The organism is Mycolicibacterium austroafricanum (assembly GCF_000612725.1).
GTDB classification, from domain to species: Bacteria; Actinomycetota; Actinomycetes; order Mycobacteriales; family Mycobacteriaceae; genus Mycobacterium; species Mycobacterium austroafricanum.
The window spans coordinates 358,217-375,604 of the sequence record NZ_HG964456.1 but is presented as its reverse complement, the minus strand read 5'-3'; the positions used below and the strand labels follow the sequence as shown (position 1 = coordinate 375,604).

18 protein-coding genes and 2 pseudogenes are annotated in these 17,388 nt (G+C 68.9%); 2 read left to right on the top strand and 18 right to left on the bottom strand.

The genetic code is table 11. The features are described from left to right. Nucleotides 1–20 precede the first annotated feature (20 nt). Genes BN976_RS24325 through BN976_RS24315 form a run of 3 tightly spaced genes read right to left on the bottom strand, consistent with a single transcriptional unit; the run spans nt 21 to nt 3,936 of the window. Nucleotides 21–347 (bottom strand): YnfA family protein, encoded by a 327-nt coding sequence (locus BN976_RS24325; RefSeq protein WP_011780607.1) that lies wholly within the window; start codon nt 345–347, stop codon nt 21–23. 16 nt (nt 348–363) lie between these two features. Beyond that, complete coding sequence (locus tag BN976_RS24320; protein WP_036374987.1) at nt 364–2,376, bottom strand: primary-amine oxidase; 2,013 nt, start codon at nt 2,374–2,376, stop codon at nt 364–366. A gap of 51 nt (nt 2,377–2,427) precedes the next feature. Further along, on the bottom strand, nt 2,428–3,936 hold the full coding sequence (locus BN976_RS24315; RefSeq protein ID WP_011780609.1) for a carboxylesterase/lipase family protein: 1,509 nt from the start codon (nt 3,934–3,936) through the stop codon (nt 2,428–2,430). A gap of 72 nt (nt 3,937–4,008) precedes the next feature. On the opposite strand from BN976_RS24315, the gene BN976_RS24310 reads away from it, so the two are divergent. Next, a complete protein-coding gene (locus BN976_RS24310; RefSeq protein WP_036374731.1) occupies nt 4,009–4,692 on the top strand; it encodes a hypothetical protein in 684 nt (227 codons plus the stop codon). Nucleotides 4,693–4,700: 8 nt separating this feature from the next. Here BN976_RS24310 and BN976_RS24305 read toward each other — a convergent pair whose 3' ends face one another. From BN976_RS24305 to BN976_RS24270, 8 genes and pseudogenes are all read right to left on the bottom strand, one after another. Continuing rightward, nucleotides 4,701–5,279, bottom strand: a complete 579-nt coding sequence (locus BN976_RS24305; RefSeq protein WP_199559004.1) for a DUF3159 domain-containing protein — start codon at nt 5,277–5,279, stop codon at nt 4,701–4,703. A 28-nt stretch (nt 5,280–5,307) separates the two neighbouring features. Then, nucleotides 5,308–5,439 (bottom strand): annotated as a pseudogene (locus BN976_RS33310) (LLM class flavin-dependent oxidoreductase); the annotation flags it as partial. Nucleotides 5,440–5,523: 84 nt separating this feature from the next. Continuing rightward, nucleotides 5,524–6,561: an ABC transporter substrate-binding protein gene (locus BN976_RS24295; protein ID WP_036374723.1), complete on the bottom strand. Its 1,038-nt coding sequence runs from the start codon at nt 6,559–6,561 to the stop codon at nt 5,524–5,526. A gap of 25 nt (nt 6,562–6,586) precedes the next feature. Further along, nucleotides 6,587–7,339 carry an ABC transporter ATP-binding protein gene (locus tag BN976_RS24290; protein WP_036374721.1) on the bottom strand — a complete coding sequence of 251 codons (753 nt, stop codon included), beginning with the start codon at nt 7,337–7,339 and terminating at the stop codon, nt 6,587–6,589. Beyond that, entirely contained in the window at nt 7,336–8,151 is an 816-nt protein-coding gene (locus BN976_RS24285) for an ABC transporter permease (protein ID WP_051558548.1), read from the bottom strand. Before BN976_RS24285 ends, BN976_RS24290 begins: the two co-directional genes overlap by 4 nt. A gap of 73 nt (nt 8,152–8,224) precedes the next feature. Continuing rightward, on the bottom strand, nt 8,225–8,938 hold the full coding sequence (locus tag BN976_RS24280) for a ricin-type beta-trefoil lectin domain protein (protein WP_011780615.1): 714 nt from the start codon (nt 8,936–8,938) through the stop codon (nt 8,225–8,227). A gap of 71 nt (nt 8,939–9,009) precedes the next feature. After that, the gene (locus tag BN976_RS24275; RefSeq protein ID WP_036374718.1) at nt 9,010–10,254 is read right to left on the bottom strand and encodes an alpha/beta hydrolase; all 1,245 of its coding nucleotides are present in this window, start codon (nt 10,252–10,254) and stop codon (nt 9,010–9,012) included. A 43-nt stretch (nt 10,255–10,297) separates the two neighbouring features. Beyond that, nucleotides 10,298–10,648: a hypothetical protein gene (locus BN976_RS24270; protein WP_011780617.1), complete on the bottom strand. Its 351-nt coding sequence runs from the start codon at nt 10,646–10,648 to the stop codon at nt 10,298–10,300. Nucleotides 10,649–10,797: 149 nt separating this feature from the next. On the opposite strand from BN976_RS24270, the gene rbpA reads away from it, so the two are divergent. Next, nucleotides 10,798–11,133: an RNA polymerase-binding protein RbpA gene (rbpA, locus tag BN976_RS24265; protein WP_011780618.1), complete on the top strand. Its 336-nt coding sequence runs from the start codon at nt 10,798–10,800 to the stop codon at nt 11,131–11,133. A 103-nt stretch (nt 11,134–11,236) separates the two neighbouring features. Here rbpA and BN976_RS24260 read toward each other — a convergent pair whose 3' ends face one another. The 7 genes and pseudogenes from BN976_RS24260 to BN976_RS24230 form a co-directional block, all read right to left on the bottom strand. Next, complete coding sequence (locus tag BN976_RS24260; protein ID WP_036374717.1) at nt 11,237–12,025, bottom strand: polyprenol monophosphomannose synthase; 789 nt, start codon at nt 12,023–12,025, stop codon at nt 11,237–11,239. Then, nucleotides 12,022–13,677, bottom strand: a complete 1,656-nt coding sequence (lnt, locus tag BN976_RS24255; protein WP_036374984.1) for an apolipoprotein N-acyltransferase — start codon at nt 13,675–13,677, stop codon at nt 12,022–12,024. Before lnt ends, BN976_RS24260 begins: the two co-directional genes overlap by 4 nt. Further along, a complete protein-coding gene (locus tag BN976_RS24250) occupies nt 13,670–15,250 on the bottom strand; it encodes an amidohydrolase (RefSeq protein ID WP_036374716.1) in 1,581 nt (526 codons plus the stop codon). The genes lnt and BN976_RS24250 overlap by 8 nt, the downstream gene beginning before the upstream one ends. Then, nucleotides 15,247–15,729, bottom strand: a complete 483-nt coding sequence (locus tag BN976_RS24245; RefSeq protein ID WP_036374715.1) for an FxsA family protein — start codon at nt 15,727–15,729, stop codon at nt 15,247–15,249. Before BN976_RS24245 ends, BN976_RS24250 begins: the two co-directional genes overlap by 4 nt. 62 nt (nt 15,730–15,791) lie before the next feature. After that, complete coding sequence (locus BN976_RS24240) at nt 15,792–16,184, bottom strand: PPOX class F420-dependent oxidoreductase (protein ID WP_011780623.1); 393 nt, start codon at nt 16,182–16,184, stop codon at nt 15,792–15,794. Between the two features lie 7 nt (nt 16,185–16,191). After that, nucleotides 16,192–16,575: a PPOX class F420-dependent oxidoreductase gene (locus tag BN976_RS24235; RefSeq protein ID WP_011780624.1), complete on the bottom strand. Its 384-nt coding sequence runs from the start codon at nt 16,573–16,575 to the stop codon at nt 16,192–16,194. Between the two features lie 41 nt (nt 16,576–16,616). Continuing rightward, nucleotides 16,617–17,388 (bottom strand): annotated as a pseudogene (locus tag BN976_RS24230) (HNH endonuclease); the annotation flags it as partial.

Sequence of the window (17,388 nt, the reverse complement as noted above, 5' to 3'; positions counted from 1 at the left end):
CGCTCCGGCCTGATCCGCGCTCAGCGCGGGGCGTACATGATCAGGCCGACGCCCGCCAGGCACACCGCGGCGCCGGTGATGTCCCACCGGTCCGGCCGGAACCCGTCGGCGACGACGCCCCACAACAGAGAACCGGCGACGAACACTCCGCCGTAGGCGGCCAGCACCCGGCCGAAATGCGCGTCGGGCTGGAACGCCGCGACGAACCCGTACGCCCCGAGTGCGATCACCCCGGCCCCGACCCATGTGAGGCCACGATGTTCGCGGACGCCCTGCCAGACCAGCCAGGCGCCGCCGATCTCGAGGATCGCGGCCAGGACGAACAGCAATGCCGACTTGACGACCACACCCCTCAGCCTGCCATCAATGGTGCACGCTGGTGGCCGACGTGTGACAGGCGTCGGGGGGTGTGCCGACGACGTCCAGGGCCGGATTCCGGTCGAAGAACCCAAACGGCTTGAGCCAGAAGGACACAATGTCGACGGGCATCACCGGCCAGTCCTCCGGCCTGGTGATGTGGTGGATGCCGAACACGTACCACAGCACGACGTCGGTGTTCTCGATACCGCGGTCTGCCGCCGTCCACCGCGCCAGCCCGGTGTCCTGCGCCGACTGGTTGACGAATTCGCCTGCCGGCCAACGCTCGTCGGGCCGGTTCGGGGTGACCCACAGGGTGTGGCCGATCACACTGGCACGTTGCAGCACCGGCGATCCCGGATCGAACATCGGTGGGATCGCGCCCGTGGGCACCAGCTTGTACGCCGGATGCGCCCCGATGCCCGTCACGACGTTGGGGTTCACCACCTTCCATGCGCGCTGGGTGGCGAAGTTGACGTCCTGCCTGGCTTCCCCCTCAGTACGCAGTGGAGTGTTGCGCTGCACCAGCGACAGGCCGTGCGGGTTGTCGGGACCGACCGGTTCGGCGAAGGATTCGGTCATGTAGACGGTGTTGTCGCTGCCGTCGACGTCCATGTCCAGCCTGGCGACCAGGAAGTGTTGGTGGAAGGGCGCATAGGTGCGTTCGTCGACAATGGTGCCGTTGGGATTGTCCGCACCGGTCGGCAGCGGCGTGGTGACCATGATGCCGGTGGCACGCACCTCGCATTCGATGTTGCCGTCCTGATAGAGCCGCCAGTACACCAGGTACTCATAGTTGGCGACGGTCACATGGAACGACAGCGTCAGCCGCCGCATCCTTCGCACCTCGGCGCCGATCTCGTGGTCGACATGCTTCCACAGCACCGCGTTGTCTTCCTCGTGGATGCAGATCGCGTTGCGGATGGCGTACGGCTCGCCCTTGCTGTTGTGCAGCACCGCGTCGAGATAGCGGATCTCACCGAGGCAGTCACACCCGAGTTCCAGCGATGTGGTCATGAAACCCAGACCCCACTCGCCGATGTCGAAGGCGGTGCGGCGGTAGTGATCCGGCGACGGATCGCGATAGGGCACCACCATCTCCGCGAAGGACATCCGGTGCGCAATCGACCGCTGCCGTTCGCCGTCGCGGTAGCGCACGGTGTGCAGCGTCATCCCCTCGCGATGGTTGAACCCGACCCGAAGCGACCAGTTCTGCCACTGCACCAGGTTGCCGTCGAGGGTGAACGACGGGCCCTCTGGCTGTGTGACGTGCAGAGGCTTGAGGGGTTCACGGCGCATGGCCGACAGGATCCGTTCGGGGATGTGCCGTGGCACGTATTCACCCATCACCTCCGGCGGAGAGGCGCCCGCGCCGGTACCGTCTGGGGCGCCCGCGCCCGTGCCGAACGGGCCCTCGTCCTCCACCCTCAACAACTCCATGCTGTTGAGGTCGATCACGCAGTGCAGCCCGCTGAGCAGGCGGGCGTAGGGGTTGGCTCCCGGCGCGGCTTTGACCCAACTGTCCGACCACCCGATACGCCGGTCACGGAACTCCGGCGGCGCAACCGCGTCGCCGTAGGTCCAGGTGTCGAAGAAGACCAGATCGATGTCGGTGACGCCGCGGCCGCGCAGTGCGGCGATGACATCGGGATGCGTCCGCAGCAACTGATCGCATTCGGTGAACTCGTCGACGGTGAAGTTGGCCTGCACCCCCGGAATGTGCTCGAACTCCTCGACGCGGTCGCCGGTCAGCGACACCACGCACTTGTAGGTCGCGTTGGCGCCCCGATCGAAACAGACCACCGCGGCGCGCCGGTCCGGCCACGGCCCACCGTCGTCGAAGGCCGCCAACTCGGCCTTCGACGGTTCGATCAACTCGATCGACGCGAAGCGCCAGCCCGATCCCCCGCCGGGTTCAGCCTGCACCCCGTGATCGCGTCGCAGAATCGCAGCGGCCGCGGCGAACTCGTCGGCACGAAGCGGGTCGAGAGGATGGTCCACCGGCTCACGCAACCACATCGTCACCCTCGGCGCGCGGGGATTCGTCATGATCCCGTCCGACGACCCGTCTCACGCCAGCGAGAAGCCTTCCCAGGCCTGACGGCGGTGGGCATGCGGGTCGTACTCGAGGCGCGGATGACGGTCGAACACCATCACCGGGCGGTCCTCGGCGGAGTAGCGGGGCCAGTCGGCGCCGGGGACCCCGGTGCGACTGAACGAGCTCCACCGCCGCTGGACGTCCTTGCTGACCCGTCGCGCCGACCGCCAGTCGCCGGCCAGCGTGAGGAGCGCGCCCGGCATGGTGCGGTAGATGTCGAACACCGCCAGCAATTCGGTGGCGTGGGTGGCGCCCATTCCGCTCCAGTGCAGGGGCCGGGGGGCGTAGTCGTAGCGGTACACGAAGGTCGGCGCGTGTCGGCTGTGCGCCTCACCGATCTGCCAGGCGGCGGTGCTGAAGGTGAAATCCCCGCCGATCTGCACGCACGCGTCGGGTTTCGGGTAATCGGGGTAGGCGCTCATGATGCGGTTGCGCACCTCGGCGTCGGTGTCACCGAGCATGATCTCGATGGTCTGCTCGGTGGTCGGCAGCAGCGGCAGGAACCGGGTGAACAGCCGCCCCTCTTCGGCGTTGGTGCCGACGATGAGCGGGACGCGGTGAGCGGTGCCGTCGCGCATCGCCTCCACCGGGTCCTTCGGCAGGTATTCGGTGCCGTACGTGGGTCCTACCGGAAACGCGCCGGGCATGTCCTTGAATCCGTTGGCGACGAGGTCGTCGAGCGCGGCGATCAGCGCGTGCGGCGACGCGGACATCAGCGCGGCCGCGGCGTCACCGCCGTCGTTGGCCACCAGGTCGGCGAACCGGCTCGCGAACTTCGCCGCCATCTCCGTCGAGCGCACCATGCCGCTGGCCGGGCTCTCCGAAATAGCCTGCGCGAAAAGCCCTTTGGCCTGCGGTGTGGCCAGCAGCGTGGCGACCGCGTGGGCGCCCGCACTTTCCCCGAAGATCGTGACCTTGTCCGGATCCCCACCGAACGCCGCGACGTTGTCGCGCACCCAGCGCAATGCCATGACCAGATCCCGCAGGAACAGGTTGTCGTCGATCGGGTTCTCCGGGGTCGACAGCGACGACAGGTCCATGCAGCCCAGGGGCCCCAGGCGGTAGTTGACCGACACGTAGACGCACCCGCGGCGGGCGAGCGCGGCCCCGTCGTAGAGCGGGGTCGCCGAGCTGCCGAGGATGTATCCGCCGCCGTGGATGAAGAACATCACCGGCAGCGGCTCCCCCGCCGACGCCGCACCCTCCGGCGCGACGACGTTGAGCGTCAGACAATCCTCGCTGGTCGGCTGGTACTTGCGGACGCCGATCAGCGTGTAGCGACGGTGCTGGGGCGCGCAGGACAAGAACCCGTGGCAGTGGCGCACCCCGGACCACGGCTGCACCGGCTCCGGCGCCCGGTACCGCAACCGGCCCACCGGGGGCCGGGCGTACGGAATCGACCGCCAGCGGTGCACGCCATCGCGGGTGAAGCCCTCCACGGTGCCCGACGCGGTCCTGACCCGCACGGTGTGCTCATGCATTCACCGACGGTAGCGAACTCCCCCGCGGCCTGCCTCGCCACGTCTTGCGTGTCGGGTCGCTAGCCTGGCCGAATGCGGATAGCGGCCTTGATCGCGATGAGCGCCCTGGTGGCGGCCTGCTCCCAGTCGGTGGGCGGCGAGGCCGAATCCTCGCGGCCGTCCGCCGCCACGCCCCCGGTCACCACGTCGCCTGCGCCCACACCGCCTGTGTCGCAGCAGCCCACCGCAGCTCCGGCCCAGGGCGCGTCGATCGACGACGTCATCAGCTGGATCGGAGCAGGCACACCCACGGATCCGGCCGGCTACCACGTCGCATTCCGCGACGGTGTGACCACCCGGCTCGGTGAGGACATCGCGTTCACGGCCCCGTCGGGGGCGCCGCACTCCAGCACCCAGTGCATCACCTCCGGCGGTGCGTTGACCTGTCTGCTCGACCTCACCGCGCCGCCGCCTCGACCCGCGCAGGCCGAGGGCGCGTGGAAGCCGGGCTGGGTGGAGTTCACGGGCACCGGGCTGTCGGTCGGCTCGCTGCGCGGCGACCCCGGCCCGTTCCTCAACGGGGCGGGAGCCCAGCTGCCCCCCGGGCAGTCGTTGACGTTCGGCGACAACCGCTGCCGCGGCGACGCGACCGGCCTGCTCTGCGTCAACTATGCGCATCGGTCGGCGGTCCGTCTGGCCGCCGACGGCGTGGTGGCGTACGGCTGCCTGGCCGAGGTGACCCCGCCACCGGAGTCGGCGGCGGCGTACAGCTGCTGACCCGCACGTCATCCCGCGTTCTGACGCGCCTTCTCCCTGGCCCTGACCGGATAGGTCTGAGTCATGCCGATAGCCCCGATGATGACGACCACGGGGATGACCGCCTTGGTGACATGCACGGTCGACGGCGACGTCGCGGCCAGGAAGCCCAGCACCGCGATCAGGGCGAAGACCAACGCCCACATCAGCGTCAGCACCTGGTTGGTGCGCCGAAAGGCGGCCTCCTCCCAGTCCTTTCGCGCAGCACCGGCCGGGGCGTACTGCGCGGTGAACGGTTCGAACGCCAGCGAGGCCAGTGCCATCACCGCCAGCACCCCGCTGGACAGGGTGGTCGCGTAGGTGTCCATCCAGTCGCGGTCGTCGGCGCCCAGGATCAGCCCGGCCACGGTGACTCCGGCGAAGAACACGACGGTGACCACGTCGAGCAGGCGCAGGCCGGCGAAACCGGCCGACACCCCCATGATCAGCGTGGCGATCACCGCGCAGACCGCCCCGAACATCCAGGTGCTCGGTCCGTCGGCCACCACCCAGTAGATGATCCAGGGAACGAACCCGATGAACGGACTGCGCTCGAACCATTCGTCCACGCCCGTCAGCTTGTCCTAGATCGGGCGGTCAGGCGACTCCTTTGCGTCTCAAGATCGGCAGCACGCCCCCGGCGAACCAGTACGCCACCTCCAGATGCGGGTGGCCGGACAGGATGAACTCGTCGAAGTCCAGCGAGTGGTACTCGAGGATCAGATCGGCGCGCCTGTCGCCGGCGGTGGGCAGGAACCAGTGGAACTTCGCCCGCGGAGCGGGCAATTGGGGCGTCGGCGTCGACATCGATTCCTAGTTGGTCGAGATCAGCAGCGGCCGCAGCACGTCGTTGTACCTTCGGTCCACCCACTTGTCGAATTCAGGTGCAGGAGAGGCGATCTGACCGGCATCGGCGAACAGGTCGGCGATCTTCTGTTCAGATGCCACCACCTCGTCGTCGAGCTCGGTGGGCAGCCGCAGACTGCGCGACTGCGACACCTCGGCGATGTTGAGATCCAGTCCGACCGCCTCGGAGTAGCTCCTTGCCCACTGCTGCGGGTTGTCCTGCGCCCACCGGGCGGCCTTCTCGAAGCGGACGAGCAGGTCGGCCAGCGCGGTGTTGCGCTTCGGATCTGCCAGCGCCTGATCGGAGGCCACCCCGAACCAGTACCCGTTGGTGACGTCCTTGGCCTGCCCGATGCTGCGCACCGGGAGCTGCGACGCGGTCTGCGCGGTGTAGGGATCCCAGATGGCCCAGGCGTCGGCCTCGCGTTGGGTGAAGGCCGACAACGCATCGGCGGGTTGCAGAAAGACCAGGGTCACGTCGTTCGGCGTCAACCCGACGCTCTTCAGCTGCGCCAGGATGTGCCCATGGGCCGAACTCCCCTTGCCCACGGCGATGCGTTTACCGCGCAACTCGGCGATCTCGGTGATCGGCGAATCGGTGTGGACCAGGATCTGGTCACCCCCGCCGCCGCCGTCGTAGGCCGCCACCACCTTGACCTTCGCCCCGGAGGCGGCGCCGAAGATCGGCGGCGTGTTGCCGGTGATCGCGAAGTCGATCTTGCCCGCCGTCGCGGCCTCGACCTGCGGAGGGCCCGAGGTGAACGTCGAGAACGCAATCTTGTACGGAAGATCGTCGAGGACGCCGGCGGCTCGCAGCAGCGATTCGGTGCCGCCCTTCTGGTCTCCGATCTGCAGGGTGAGGTCGGCCAGCTCGGTCAACGGCACCGTCTCGGGTGCCTCCTGAGGTCCGGACGCCTCGTCGCGCGACACGCAGCCGGTGAGCAGCAGGCTCAGCACCGCGAGCACGGCAACGGATCGTGCCACCAGGGTGGTTTTTGCGGACATCAAAGCCCTTCCTCAGAGTGGGGTTTCAGATCTGCACGCCGAGCTTGTCGAGCAACTCGGCGCGGTAGCGGTCGGTGTAGCCCTCCCCGGTCGCACGGCGCGGGTCCGGGATGTCGAGCGTGTGGACGACCGCGCCGTCCTCCAGGACCACCACCCGGTCGGCGAGGGCGACGGCCTCGTCCACATCGTGGGTGACCAGGAGAACCCCGAATCCGTGTTCGCGCCACAGGTCGAGCAGCAGTGTGCGCATCGACAACCGGGTCAGTGCATCCAGCGCGCCGAACGGCTCATCCAGCAGAAGCAGGGTCGGTTCGGCGACCAGCGCCCGCGCGAGCGAAACACGTTGCGCCTGATCGCCGGACAACGTCAACGGCCACGCGGACGCGCGATCGGACAGCCCGACATCGGCCAGCGCCCGGTCGGCGCGCGCGACGGCCTCCGCCCTGGTCAGCCGGGCGCGCGTGAGCCCGTAGACCACATTGGTGCGGACGTCACGCCACGGGAAGAGCCGCGGCTCCTGGAAGGCCAGCGCCGGCGCTCCGGCTACCGCCCGGTCGCCGGTGTGGTCGGTCGACAGGCCCGCCAATACCCGCAACACCGTCGACTTGCCCGAGCCGCTGCGTCCGATGAGCGCGACGATCTCGCCGCGCGCGACCCGCACGGAGACGTCGGTGAGCACGTGGTGCACGCCGTACCACTTGTTCACGTTGCGAAGTTCGCCGGCCGCCGTGGTGTGCGCAGCGGTGCCGCGTTCGGCGGCGTGAGACGTGGTGGTCATGAGCGGTACCTCAAGGCCCGTCGCTCGAGCGCGCGCACGACGGCGTCGGTGCCGATACCGAGCAGCGCGTACACGATGAGCCCGAAGATGATGATGTCGATGCGCAGAAAGTCCCGGGCGTTCATGATGAGGAAGCCGATTCCCTTGTCCGCGTTGATCTGTTCGGCGACGATCAAGGTGAGCCAGGCGATCGCCAGCGACTGACGGAGGCCGACGAGGACCTGCGGTGCGGCGCTGGGAACGATGATCGACCGGAACCGCTGCCGGAAGGAAAAGCCGAGAACCTGAGCGGTTTCGAAGAGTTTGGGGTCCACCTGGCGGATGGCCGAGAAGGTGTTCAGGTACAGCGGGAAGCTCACACCGAGCGCGACGAGCAGCACCTTGGGCAGTTCACCGATCCCGAACCAGATGATGAACAGCGGGATCAGCCCGAGGTGCGGCAGCGCACGGACCATCTGCATCGGCGGATCGACGGTGGCCTCGAACCACTTCGACAGGCCGACCGCGGTCCCCAGCGCGATACCGATGACGCCGCCGAGGATCAACCCCTCGACCACCCGAAGTCCCGACACCGCAAGCGCATCGACGAGCTGGCCGTTTCCGATGAGCTCGATGCCGGCCTCGGCGATCAGCGACGGAGCGGGCAGCACGTCCTGCGGGATCAGTCCGACGGCGCTGCCGAGCTGCCACACGGCGAGCAGGATGAAGGGTGACGCGAGCCGGATGAGAGCCCACTTGCGGTCGGCGCGGCGCCCCACCCGCCCGGAATTCGCTTGGGCGAGTGGAGCTGTCGGGTCGGCGGGACGTGTCATGGTGAGGCGACGCTACGCCCCGCCGGTCCGGGGTGGGAGGGTTAGATTCTGCGTGAGGCGAAGATCGACCGGCTCAGTTCAGCCGGAAGGTGCCCGTCACCAGTGTGGGTGTCACGCTGACACCGTTGATGCTGGCGCGCGGACCGCTGTCGGGCGGGAACTCGATGGGGCCTGCGGGTCCCAGTTTGCGTTTGTTGCGGACATCGTTGCGGACGTCGAAATCGCTGAGCCCGTCCAGGTTGAACACATCGAAGTTGCGGTCGCCCTGCACGAAACCGCTGAACTGCACGCCGGTCGCCGAACCGTCGGGGCGCACCACCCATGAGGCGCGCACCCCCTCCGATTCCGCCGTGTACATGCCCGCGACCCCGGAGACCGGCGCCGCCGTGAAGGCGTACTCGACGCCGTTCATCGTGACCTCTCCTGTCACGTCTTTGCCGTTGAACTCGGCGGCAAGCGTGTCACGGAAGCGGGACTTGAGGTCGATGCCACCGTCGGTCTGGTTGCCGAAGAACCATGCCTCGTCGTCGGTTCCGTTGCACGCATACGCCGCAACCTCGGCGCCGTCGACGCTGATGCCGATGGTCATCGTCTTTCCGTCGGCAGCCGACATGTCGGCCATGTAGCGCGCCGATCCGGGGAACGGCGCGACGGTCGTGGTTTCCGGCGCCGGCTGCGAGGGTGACGTGGCGTCGGTGGTGGTCGAGCCGCTCGTGCAGGCCGGAACCGTGGCCAGCGCGACGAGCGCGCTGATTCCCACCAGCAGGGCGCGAGTGTGTTTTCTCATGCGATCAGCATGATCGCCGGCGCGGGCGCGCACATGGAGATTGTGTGGAGATCGCGTGGAGATCTGCGCGCTCAGACGGCCAGGAAGGTTTCCACCTCGTCGCAGAACACCCGCCATGCCGGCTCGGCACCGGTCAGCAGGTGGTTGTTGCTGGAGAGTGCGACCAGGCGCGCGTCGGGTATCAGCGCGGCCAACTCCTCGCCGTAGCGCATCGGGACACGGTGATCGTCACGGGAGTGCAGGATCAACGTCGGGCACCGGACCTGACCGCACTGGTCGCGCACGTCGATGTGCGCGAACTCCTCCAGGAAGCGCACGGCGTTCTCCGGTGAGGTGGTGCGCCGCTGCAGTTGGTCGAAGGCAGCCCAGTCCGCGCGGGTTCCGTCCGGCAGGAACTGCGCAGCGAACACCTGCCGGAACGCCGGATCGTCGCGCCCCCAGCCGACCCGGGCGAGGTCGAGATCCAGTGCAGCAGCACGCTTTTCATCGTCGTTCATGGCCCGGACCACGCGCCCTCGCGCGTAGGCGCCGCACAGCACCAGTCGGGTGACCCGGTCGGGATGGCGGGCCGCGTAGGCGACGGCCACCGCACCGCCCTGCGACACCCCGAGAAGTGGGAAGCGCTCCAGCCCGACGGCCTCCACCACCGACTCCAGGTCGGTCACCCAGTCGTCGAAGGTGAACGCGCCCACCTCCCAGTCGGACAGCCCGCAGCCGCGCTCGTCGTAGCGGATAAATTTGTGCCGCAGCGACATGTCCCGTACCCAGTGCCGCCACACCGGGCTTTCGATGTCATAGCCCAGATGCGTCATCCAGTTCGCCGCCCGAACCAGCGGTCGACCTTCACCGGAGACGGCGTACGCCAGCCGTACACCGTCGGCGGCGCGGGTGAACGCGATGTGCTGACGGGGTGGCTCGGGCACCGGCTCCGGCGCCGGCTCAGGCGCCGCGGTGGGAGCCGGCGCGGTCCCGTCGTCGAGCAGCCGACCGACGAACTGATAGCCGCGGCCACGCACCGTGCGGATGTATCGCTGTGCCTCTCCGTCGTCTCCGAGCGCCCGCCGGACCGCCTTGATCCGGCTGGTCAACGCCGCCTCACCGACGAAACGTCCGCCCCACACCGTGTCGAAGAGCTCTTCCTTGCTGACGAAGCGCCCGTGGTTGCTGACCAGTTGGGCCAGCACGTCGAACACCTGCGGTTCGACCCGGATCATCGTGTCGCCGCGGCGCAGTTCGTAGCAGCCGACGTCGAGGACGAAATCATCCCAGCGCCACACGCGCCTGGGCGGGGAGAGCGCGGAATCTGCGCTGGTCACGCGACAACAGTACCGGTGGCGGCACCCTCTCGTGGCGGCTAGATCAGCGCCAGCCGTCGGCGGCACGCGCGGCCTGCATCACCGCGTCGCACAGTGCCCGCAACTCGGCCGGGTCCGCCCCCTCCTGCAGCGCAGTCGCCATGTCCTCGGCAGCGCACCGCACCTGGTACACCCGGTCGGACAGTTCGGAAGCCTCCTCCGCGGACAGCACCACGGCGTCGGGCGGCACCGATGTGCCCTTGACCAGCGAGCGCTGCTCGTAGGCGCGTTGCCGACAGGACTGCCTGCAATATTGGCGGCGCCGCCCCATACCGGCGTCGGCGACTTCACGTCCGCACCAGCGACAGCTCTGCGGACGTCGTCGGGTGCCCGTCGGGGCGGTCATCGACGTCATCAGCCAGACTGTAGACGGGCGTACTCCGGAATCCCGGTATCATCGTCGGTCGAGTCGGGAACTCTACGAGGCGTAACTTCGTTGAACAGCGGTACCCGGTTCGCCTCCGGCGATGTCCGGGACCACATGCCTTCACAGAGGAGTTGACGATGGCTGATCGTGTTTTGAGGGGCAGCCGCCTCGGAGCTGTGAGCTACGAGACGGACCGCAACCACGACTTGGCGCCGCGTCAGGTCGCCCGCTACCGCACAGACAACGGCGAGGAGTTCGACGTCCCGTTCGCCGACGACGCCGAGATCCCCGGCACCTGGCTGTGCCGCAACGGCCTCGAGGGCACCCTCATCGAGGGTGACGTGCCGGAGCCGAAGAAGGTGAAGCCGCCGCGCACCCACTGGGACATGCTGCTGGAGCGCCGGTCGGTGGAGGAGCTCGAGGAGCTGCTCAAGGAGCGCCTCGAAATCGTCAAGACTCGGCGCCGCGGCTGAGCCGCGAAACAGCAGAAGCGGCTGAGCCGCGAAACAGCAGAAGCGGCTGAGCCGCGAAACAGAAGAAGCGGCTGAGCCGGAGCTCAATCCGAGCTGAGCCGCGTCAGCGGGTGATGCCGCGCGCCCTGTCGAGCCGGGCGCGCAGACCCCACTGCGCCACCTTGATGATCGCCTCGCGGATCGTCGAACCGTCCATCTTGGATACGCCGTGCTCACGCTCGGTGAACGTGATGGGCACCTCGATGACCGTGAAACCGGCGTTGATCGAGCGCCACGTCAGATCGACCTGGAATCCGTAGCCCTTCGTGTCGACGGCGGCCAGGTCGATCTTCTCCAGCACTTCCCGGCGGTAGGCCCGGTAGCCCGCGGTGATGTCGTGGATGTCGACCCCGAGCAGGATCCGCGAATAGCCGTTCGCGGTGCGTGACAGCACCAGCCGGCGGCGCGGCCAGTTGACGACCTCTCCGCCGCTGACGTAACGCGAACCGATCACCACGTCCGCCCCGGCGTCGACCGCGTCCAGCAGCCGGGCCAGCTGCTCGGGCGGATGGCTGCCGTCGGCGTCCATCTCCACAAGCACGGTGTACTGCCGTCCCAGACCCCACGCAAACCCGGCGAGGTAGGCCGCCCCCAGGCCCTCCTTGGCGGTGCGGTGCATGACGTGGATGCGGTCGGGATCGGCGACGGACAGTTCGTCGGCCAGCTGACCCGTGCCGTCGGGACTGTCGTCGTCGACGATGAGGATGTCGACGTCGGGCCGCGCCTGATGCACGCGCCCGACGATCAACGGAAGGTTCTGCCGCTCGTTGTAGGTGGGGATGATGACCAGGGTGCGGTCGCTGGGACGCGTTCCGGGTCCGGGGCCGTCGGTCATGCCACCGGGGACGCTCATGTGGCTCCTTCGTCGTCGTCGGTGGTCGGTCGCCGACCTCTGAATCTTGCGGGCACGAATGAACCATTGTGCAGCATCGCCCCGAGAACACCCGAAACGCCGATGGCCACCAGCACGGCCTCGATGTAGGGGCCGAACCGGGTTGCGGGTGTCAACCTGGTCTTCAACCGGATCTGCTGATCGAGATATGCGGGCTCGAACCATCCGGTACGGGCGATCTCACGGCCGTCCGGTGCGATCACGGCACTGATTCCGGTGGTGCCGGAGACCACGACGAAACGGTCGTGCTCGACTGCCCGCAGCCTGCCGAAGGCCAACTGCTGTTCGCTCATCGCCTGGTCGAAGGTGGCGTTGTTGCTCGGCACGGCGAGGAACTGCGCGCCGGAGAGAACCGATTGGCGCGCCGCACGGTCGAAGATGACCTCCCAGCAGGTGGTGATGCCGACCGGCACTCCCGCGGCCTGCACGACGCCGTCGCCGTCACCGGGCACGAAGTAGCCGGCCCGGTCGGCGTACGGCGACAACTTGGAGAAGAAGTCTCGCCACGGCAGATATTCGCCGAACGGCTGGACGATCCGCTTGTCGTGGCGGTCCCCCGGGCCCGTCTCCGGGTTCCACACGATGACGGTGTTGTTCGACACCGGGTTGGTCCGGCTGTAGCCGGGCGCGGCGACGACACCGCCGACCAGGATCGGCGCGTTGATGGCGTCGGCAGCCGTCGAGATCTCCCGCGACGCGTCGGCGTTGGCCAGCGGATCGATGTCCGACGAGTTCTCCGGCCACACCACGAGCATCGGTTGCGGCGCCCGCCCGGCGCGGACATCCTCGGCGAGGCGCAGGGTTTCGCGCACATGGTTGTCCAGCACCGCGCGGCGCTGGGCGTTGAAGTCCAGGCCCAGCCGGGGCACATTGCCCTGGACGGCCGCCACGGTGACCGGCGGCTCGTCGCCGGCGCCCAGACCGGACTTGCGGACGTTCGGCCATGCGAGCGTCGCGGCCAGCAGAACCAGCGTGATGCACAGCCCCGGCAGCACCACGGCGGGCGGCGCGGCGGCGCGGGCGGCGGCGTCGCGCCGCCACCAGTCGGCCACCGCGAACACCAACGCGGCGAGGCTGAACGCCAACAGCACCACGGCGAAGGACACCAGCGGGGCGCCGCCGACGTAGGCCAGTGGCAGCAGCGGGCTCTCGGTCTGCGAGAAGGCGACCGTCCCCCAGGGGAAACCCCCGAACGGCACCGCCGACTTCAGCCATTCCTGGGCCGACCACAGTCCGGCGAACCATAACGGCCAGCCGGGAAGCCTGCGGATGGCGACCGCGGCCATGCCGAACAGCGCCGGGAACAACGCCTCGGCGAAGCTGAGCGCCAACCACGGCACGGCCCCGACCAGGCCGCTGATCCACGGCAACAGCGGGACATAGAACGCCACTCCGAAGAGCAGGCCGTAACCGGCTCCACCGGCCACGGTGGTGGAGTTGCGGGTCAGCACCCAGCCGAACACGGCGAAGGCGAGAATCGCGGTGAACCACCAGCCGATGGGCGGAAAGCTTGCGCACAGAAGGAGGCCTGCGGCGATCGTCAGGCTCAGGACATGCCAGCGGTCGGCGACGGCCCTAACCAACCGCGTGACCCGGCCGGGTGTGTCAGCCATGGAGGACGAGACCCCGGTGCACGGTCTGCCTGCACCGCGGGAGTTCGCCATCCAGCCGGGGCAGTACCGGCACGCGCGACCGCGGATCGGTCGACCAGCGTTGCACCGCGTCCGCGGGCGCGCTGACCTCGAACTCGTCGGCCTCCCAGATCGCGTAGGTGGCCGGCGCCCCCGGCACGAGCGTGCCCGTCACGCCGTCCCGGGTTCCGCCCGCGCGCCAGGCGCCACGGGTCACCGCGGCGAATGCGGCCCGCGCAGAGATGGCGCTGCCCGGAGTGTGGTGGGTCGTCGCCGCGCGGATTGTGGCCCACGGGTTCATGTCGGTCACCGGGGTGTCGGAACCGAAGGCAAGTGGCACGCCTCGGGATGCTAACAGCGCGAACCGATTCAGCTGCGACGCCCGCTCGACACCCAGACGCTGTGCATACATACCGGTCTCACCGCCCCACAGCGCATCGAAGTTCGGCTGCATGCTGGCGATCACACCCCAGCCGCCGAGCATCTCGGCCTGCTCGGGGGTGACCATCTCGACGTGTTCCAGACGGTGGCCGCAGCGCGCCACCGCCGCGACACCGAACCGCTCGACGACCGTCTGCAGCGCCGAGGTGACGGCCGCGACGGCGGCATCGCCGATGACGTGGAAACCCGCGGTGACGCCGGCTTCGGTGCAGGCGCCCAGATGGGCGGCGATCTCGTCCACGCCGAGATAGCTGTTGCCCGTTGGCGCCGGGCAGCCCTCGGGCGCGTCGGTGTAGGGCTCGCGCAGCCATGCGGTGCGCGAGCCGAGTGCGCCGTCGACGAACAGGTCGCCCGCCAGACCGCGGGCCTGTGTCGTCTCCATCAGTTCGCGGGCGCGGGCCGCAGTGGCCACGTGTTCGCCCCAGTAGCCGACGACTTCGACGCCGTGCGGGTGCGCGCGGAGTTCCTGCCAGTCGTCCAGACCGGCGATCTCCGGGCCTGCGCATTCGTGGACCGCGGCGATGCCGAGACCAGCAGCGGCGTCGAGCGCGGCCTGCCTGGCCCGGGCGCGCTGCGCGGCGGTCAGGCCTGCGCGCGCCGCGCGCCGCACCTTGTGGTGCGCGTCGGCCGTCAGCGGTGCCGCGTCGTCGACACCGGCCGTTCGGCGCAGCAGTGTCGATGCCACCGCCGAATGCACGTCGACACGCGCCAGATAGGCGGCCCGGCCGCCGACGGCGGCGTCGACCTCGGCGGTGCTGGGGGCGCGACGCTCCGGCCAGCGGGTTTCGTCCCAGCCGTGGCCCCAGATGACCCCGTCGGCATGGGTCCCCGCGAAGTCGACGAGAAGGTCGAGGCAGTGCCGCAACGAGGTCGCGGGCCGCAGATCCAGGCCGGTCAGCACCAGGCCGGTCGCGGTGGTGTGGACGTGGGTGTCGACGAATGCGGGCGCGACGAAGGCGCCGTCGAGATCGGTGACCGCCGCGTCGGGGAACTGCTTACGTCCGATGTCGTCGGCGCCTACCCAGGCCACGATGCCGTCGCGGACCGCCATCGCCGTCGCATCGGGCATGGCGGGGCTGTGCACCCGCCCGTTCAGCAGCAGGGTGGTCGTCACTCCGGCAGGCGGGGCTGGTCCGTGCTGACCGGCGGCACATCGACGACCTCGACGACCTCGCCGTCGATGTAGTCACGTCGACGTGCGCGCCCCGCCGCGGAGCCGACGGTGGTGACGCCGACGATCAGCGGAGCGCGGCGGGCCGCCATCGCGGTGATCATGGGGCGCGCTGCAGCGCGGGTCGGGGGCAGCAGCAGAAGCGCGCCGAGAACGGAACTGGCCAGGCCGGGAATCACGACGAGCACCGTACCGAGCGCGACCAGCACGCTGTCGGTGACCGCCCCCTGCGCGTCGGCGAGGGTGAGCCCGGACTGCAGGCGGCGCAGGTGACGGCGCAGCTGTGAGCCGGCCAGCGCGAGGCCGAGCAGGAATGCGCCCGCCAGCAGCAGCACAGTCCAGCCGAAACCGATCGTCGAGGCCAGCGCGACCACGACGGCCATCTCGACCACGACATAGATCAGGAACAGCCTCATCGCCATAGTGTGCCAACGCTCGAGTAGCGCCGCGGGTTCCTGGTCAGGTCGGCGCCGCGGGTTCCTGATCAGGTCGGCGCCGCCTCGACCTCGATGGCCGCATGCACCTTCTCGACCCCTCCCCGCAGGATGGCCTGCGGAACCCACCACCACGCGTGCCACCAGTAGCGCCGTGTCACCATGTCGAACACCCGCCTGGTCTCGGACTTCGGCAGATTGCGGGCCACCGCCTCGACCGGTTCACCCTTGGGCTTTCCGAGTACTCCGCACTTCTGGATGGTGACCCGCGGCGTGTTGTTGATGCGCTTGGTCTTCCACGAGCCGTCGTCCGTGCTGATCAGCAGCTTGTCGCCGTGGGGCACGCCCCACACCGGGGTGGGCTTGGGTCGGCCGTCCTTGGTGAACGTTGTCAGCAGCAGGTACTTCTCGCGGTAGACGTCAGTGAACGTCGGCTTGGTCATGGGCGCACTAATTGACCGGTCTGAGCTCGATCGAAACGTTCTTCTCCATGCCGCCGCGCAGCTTGGAGAAGAAGTTGAAGGTCTTGCCGAGCAGCCCGTAGCGCCTGCCGAGGGCGTCATAGGTGGTCGCGTTGGCCGACTTGTCCAGAATCCGCGCCGTCGCCTCGACGGGCTCGCCCTTCGGGTTGCCACGGCGATCGCACTTGGCGATGGTCACCCGCGGGGTATTGCGGATCCGCTTGACCTTCCAGGAACCCTCCTGCGTGATGGCTACCAGTCCTTCACCGGACGGCACCGCCCAGATCGCGGTCGGCTTGGGCCGCCCGTCCTTGGTGAACGTGGTGAGCAGGATGTACTCGGACTCGGCGACGTCTGCGAAGGAGGCGGTCATGTCGCCAATGTAATGGTCGGCTGCCGGTAGACGCCCGGCCGTCAGGCGGCGTCGAAGGTGACGAGGTCGATGCTGAGTCGGCCTTCGAGCAGGCTGAGTCTGCGCCGGACGGGTGGTCCGGGCAGGGGTGGTGCGGTGGAGCGGTAGACCGCCCCGGTCGGGGTTTCGAAGTCGGCGGCGTGTGCGCCGTCGACGTCGCCGGTGGTCACCGTCCAGCCCGGGGCTTCCTTGGCGTAGTTGCACGCCTCGCACTCACCCAGGCCGTTGAGCGCGCTGGTCGGCCCACCCTGGCGGTCGGGGGTGGCGTGATCATGGTGACGGATCGGCGCATCACAGTACGGCGTGCGGCAGGTGCGATCCCGCCGCTGCAACAACATGCCCAGCCCTTTCGGGAAGATCCGCGCCTTCGACTCCATCGCCACCAACTGCCCACTCGTTGGGTGCCGGTACAGCCGCCGCAGCGTGGCCTTGACCTCAGCCTCAGCCTCGGCGTCGGCGTCGGCGTCGGCATCGGCGTCGGCGACCGCGTCCCCGATCAGCGCCCGGCAGAACCCGGCCGGGACCGGGCCGTAGCCGTCGAGCCAGCCCAGCTCGTCATCATCACCGGCCAGGGTGGTGTCGGCCATCACCAGGTTCAACGCCACCGGCACCGGCGTGTCCGCCGCCCGCCCGGTGACCCGTTCATAGACGGTGTCGGTCATCACCTGCCCGCGTGGGCGCCCGTCGAAGGTGGTGTCGGCGGCCCGTTTACAGGCGGCGTAGATCCCGACCCCGCGGGTCAGCGGCAACCGCAGCGTGACATAGACCATGTTG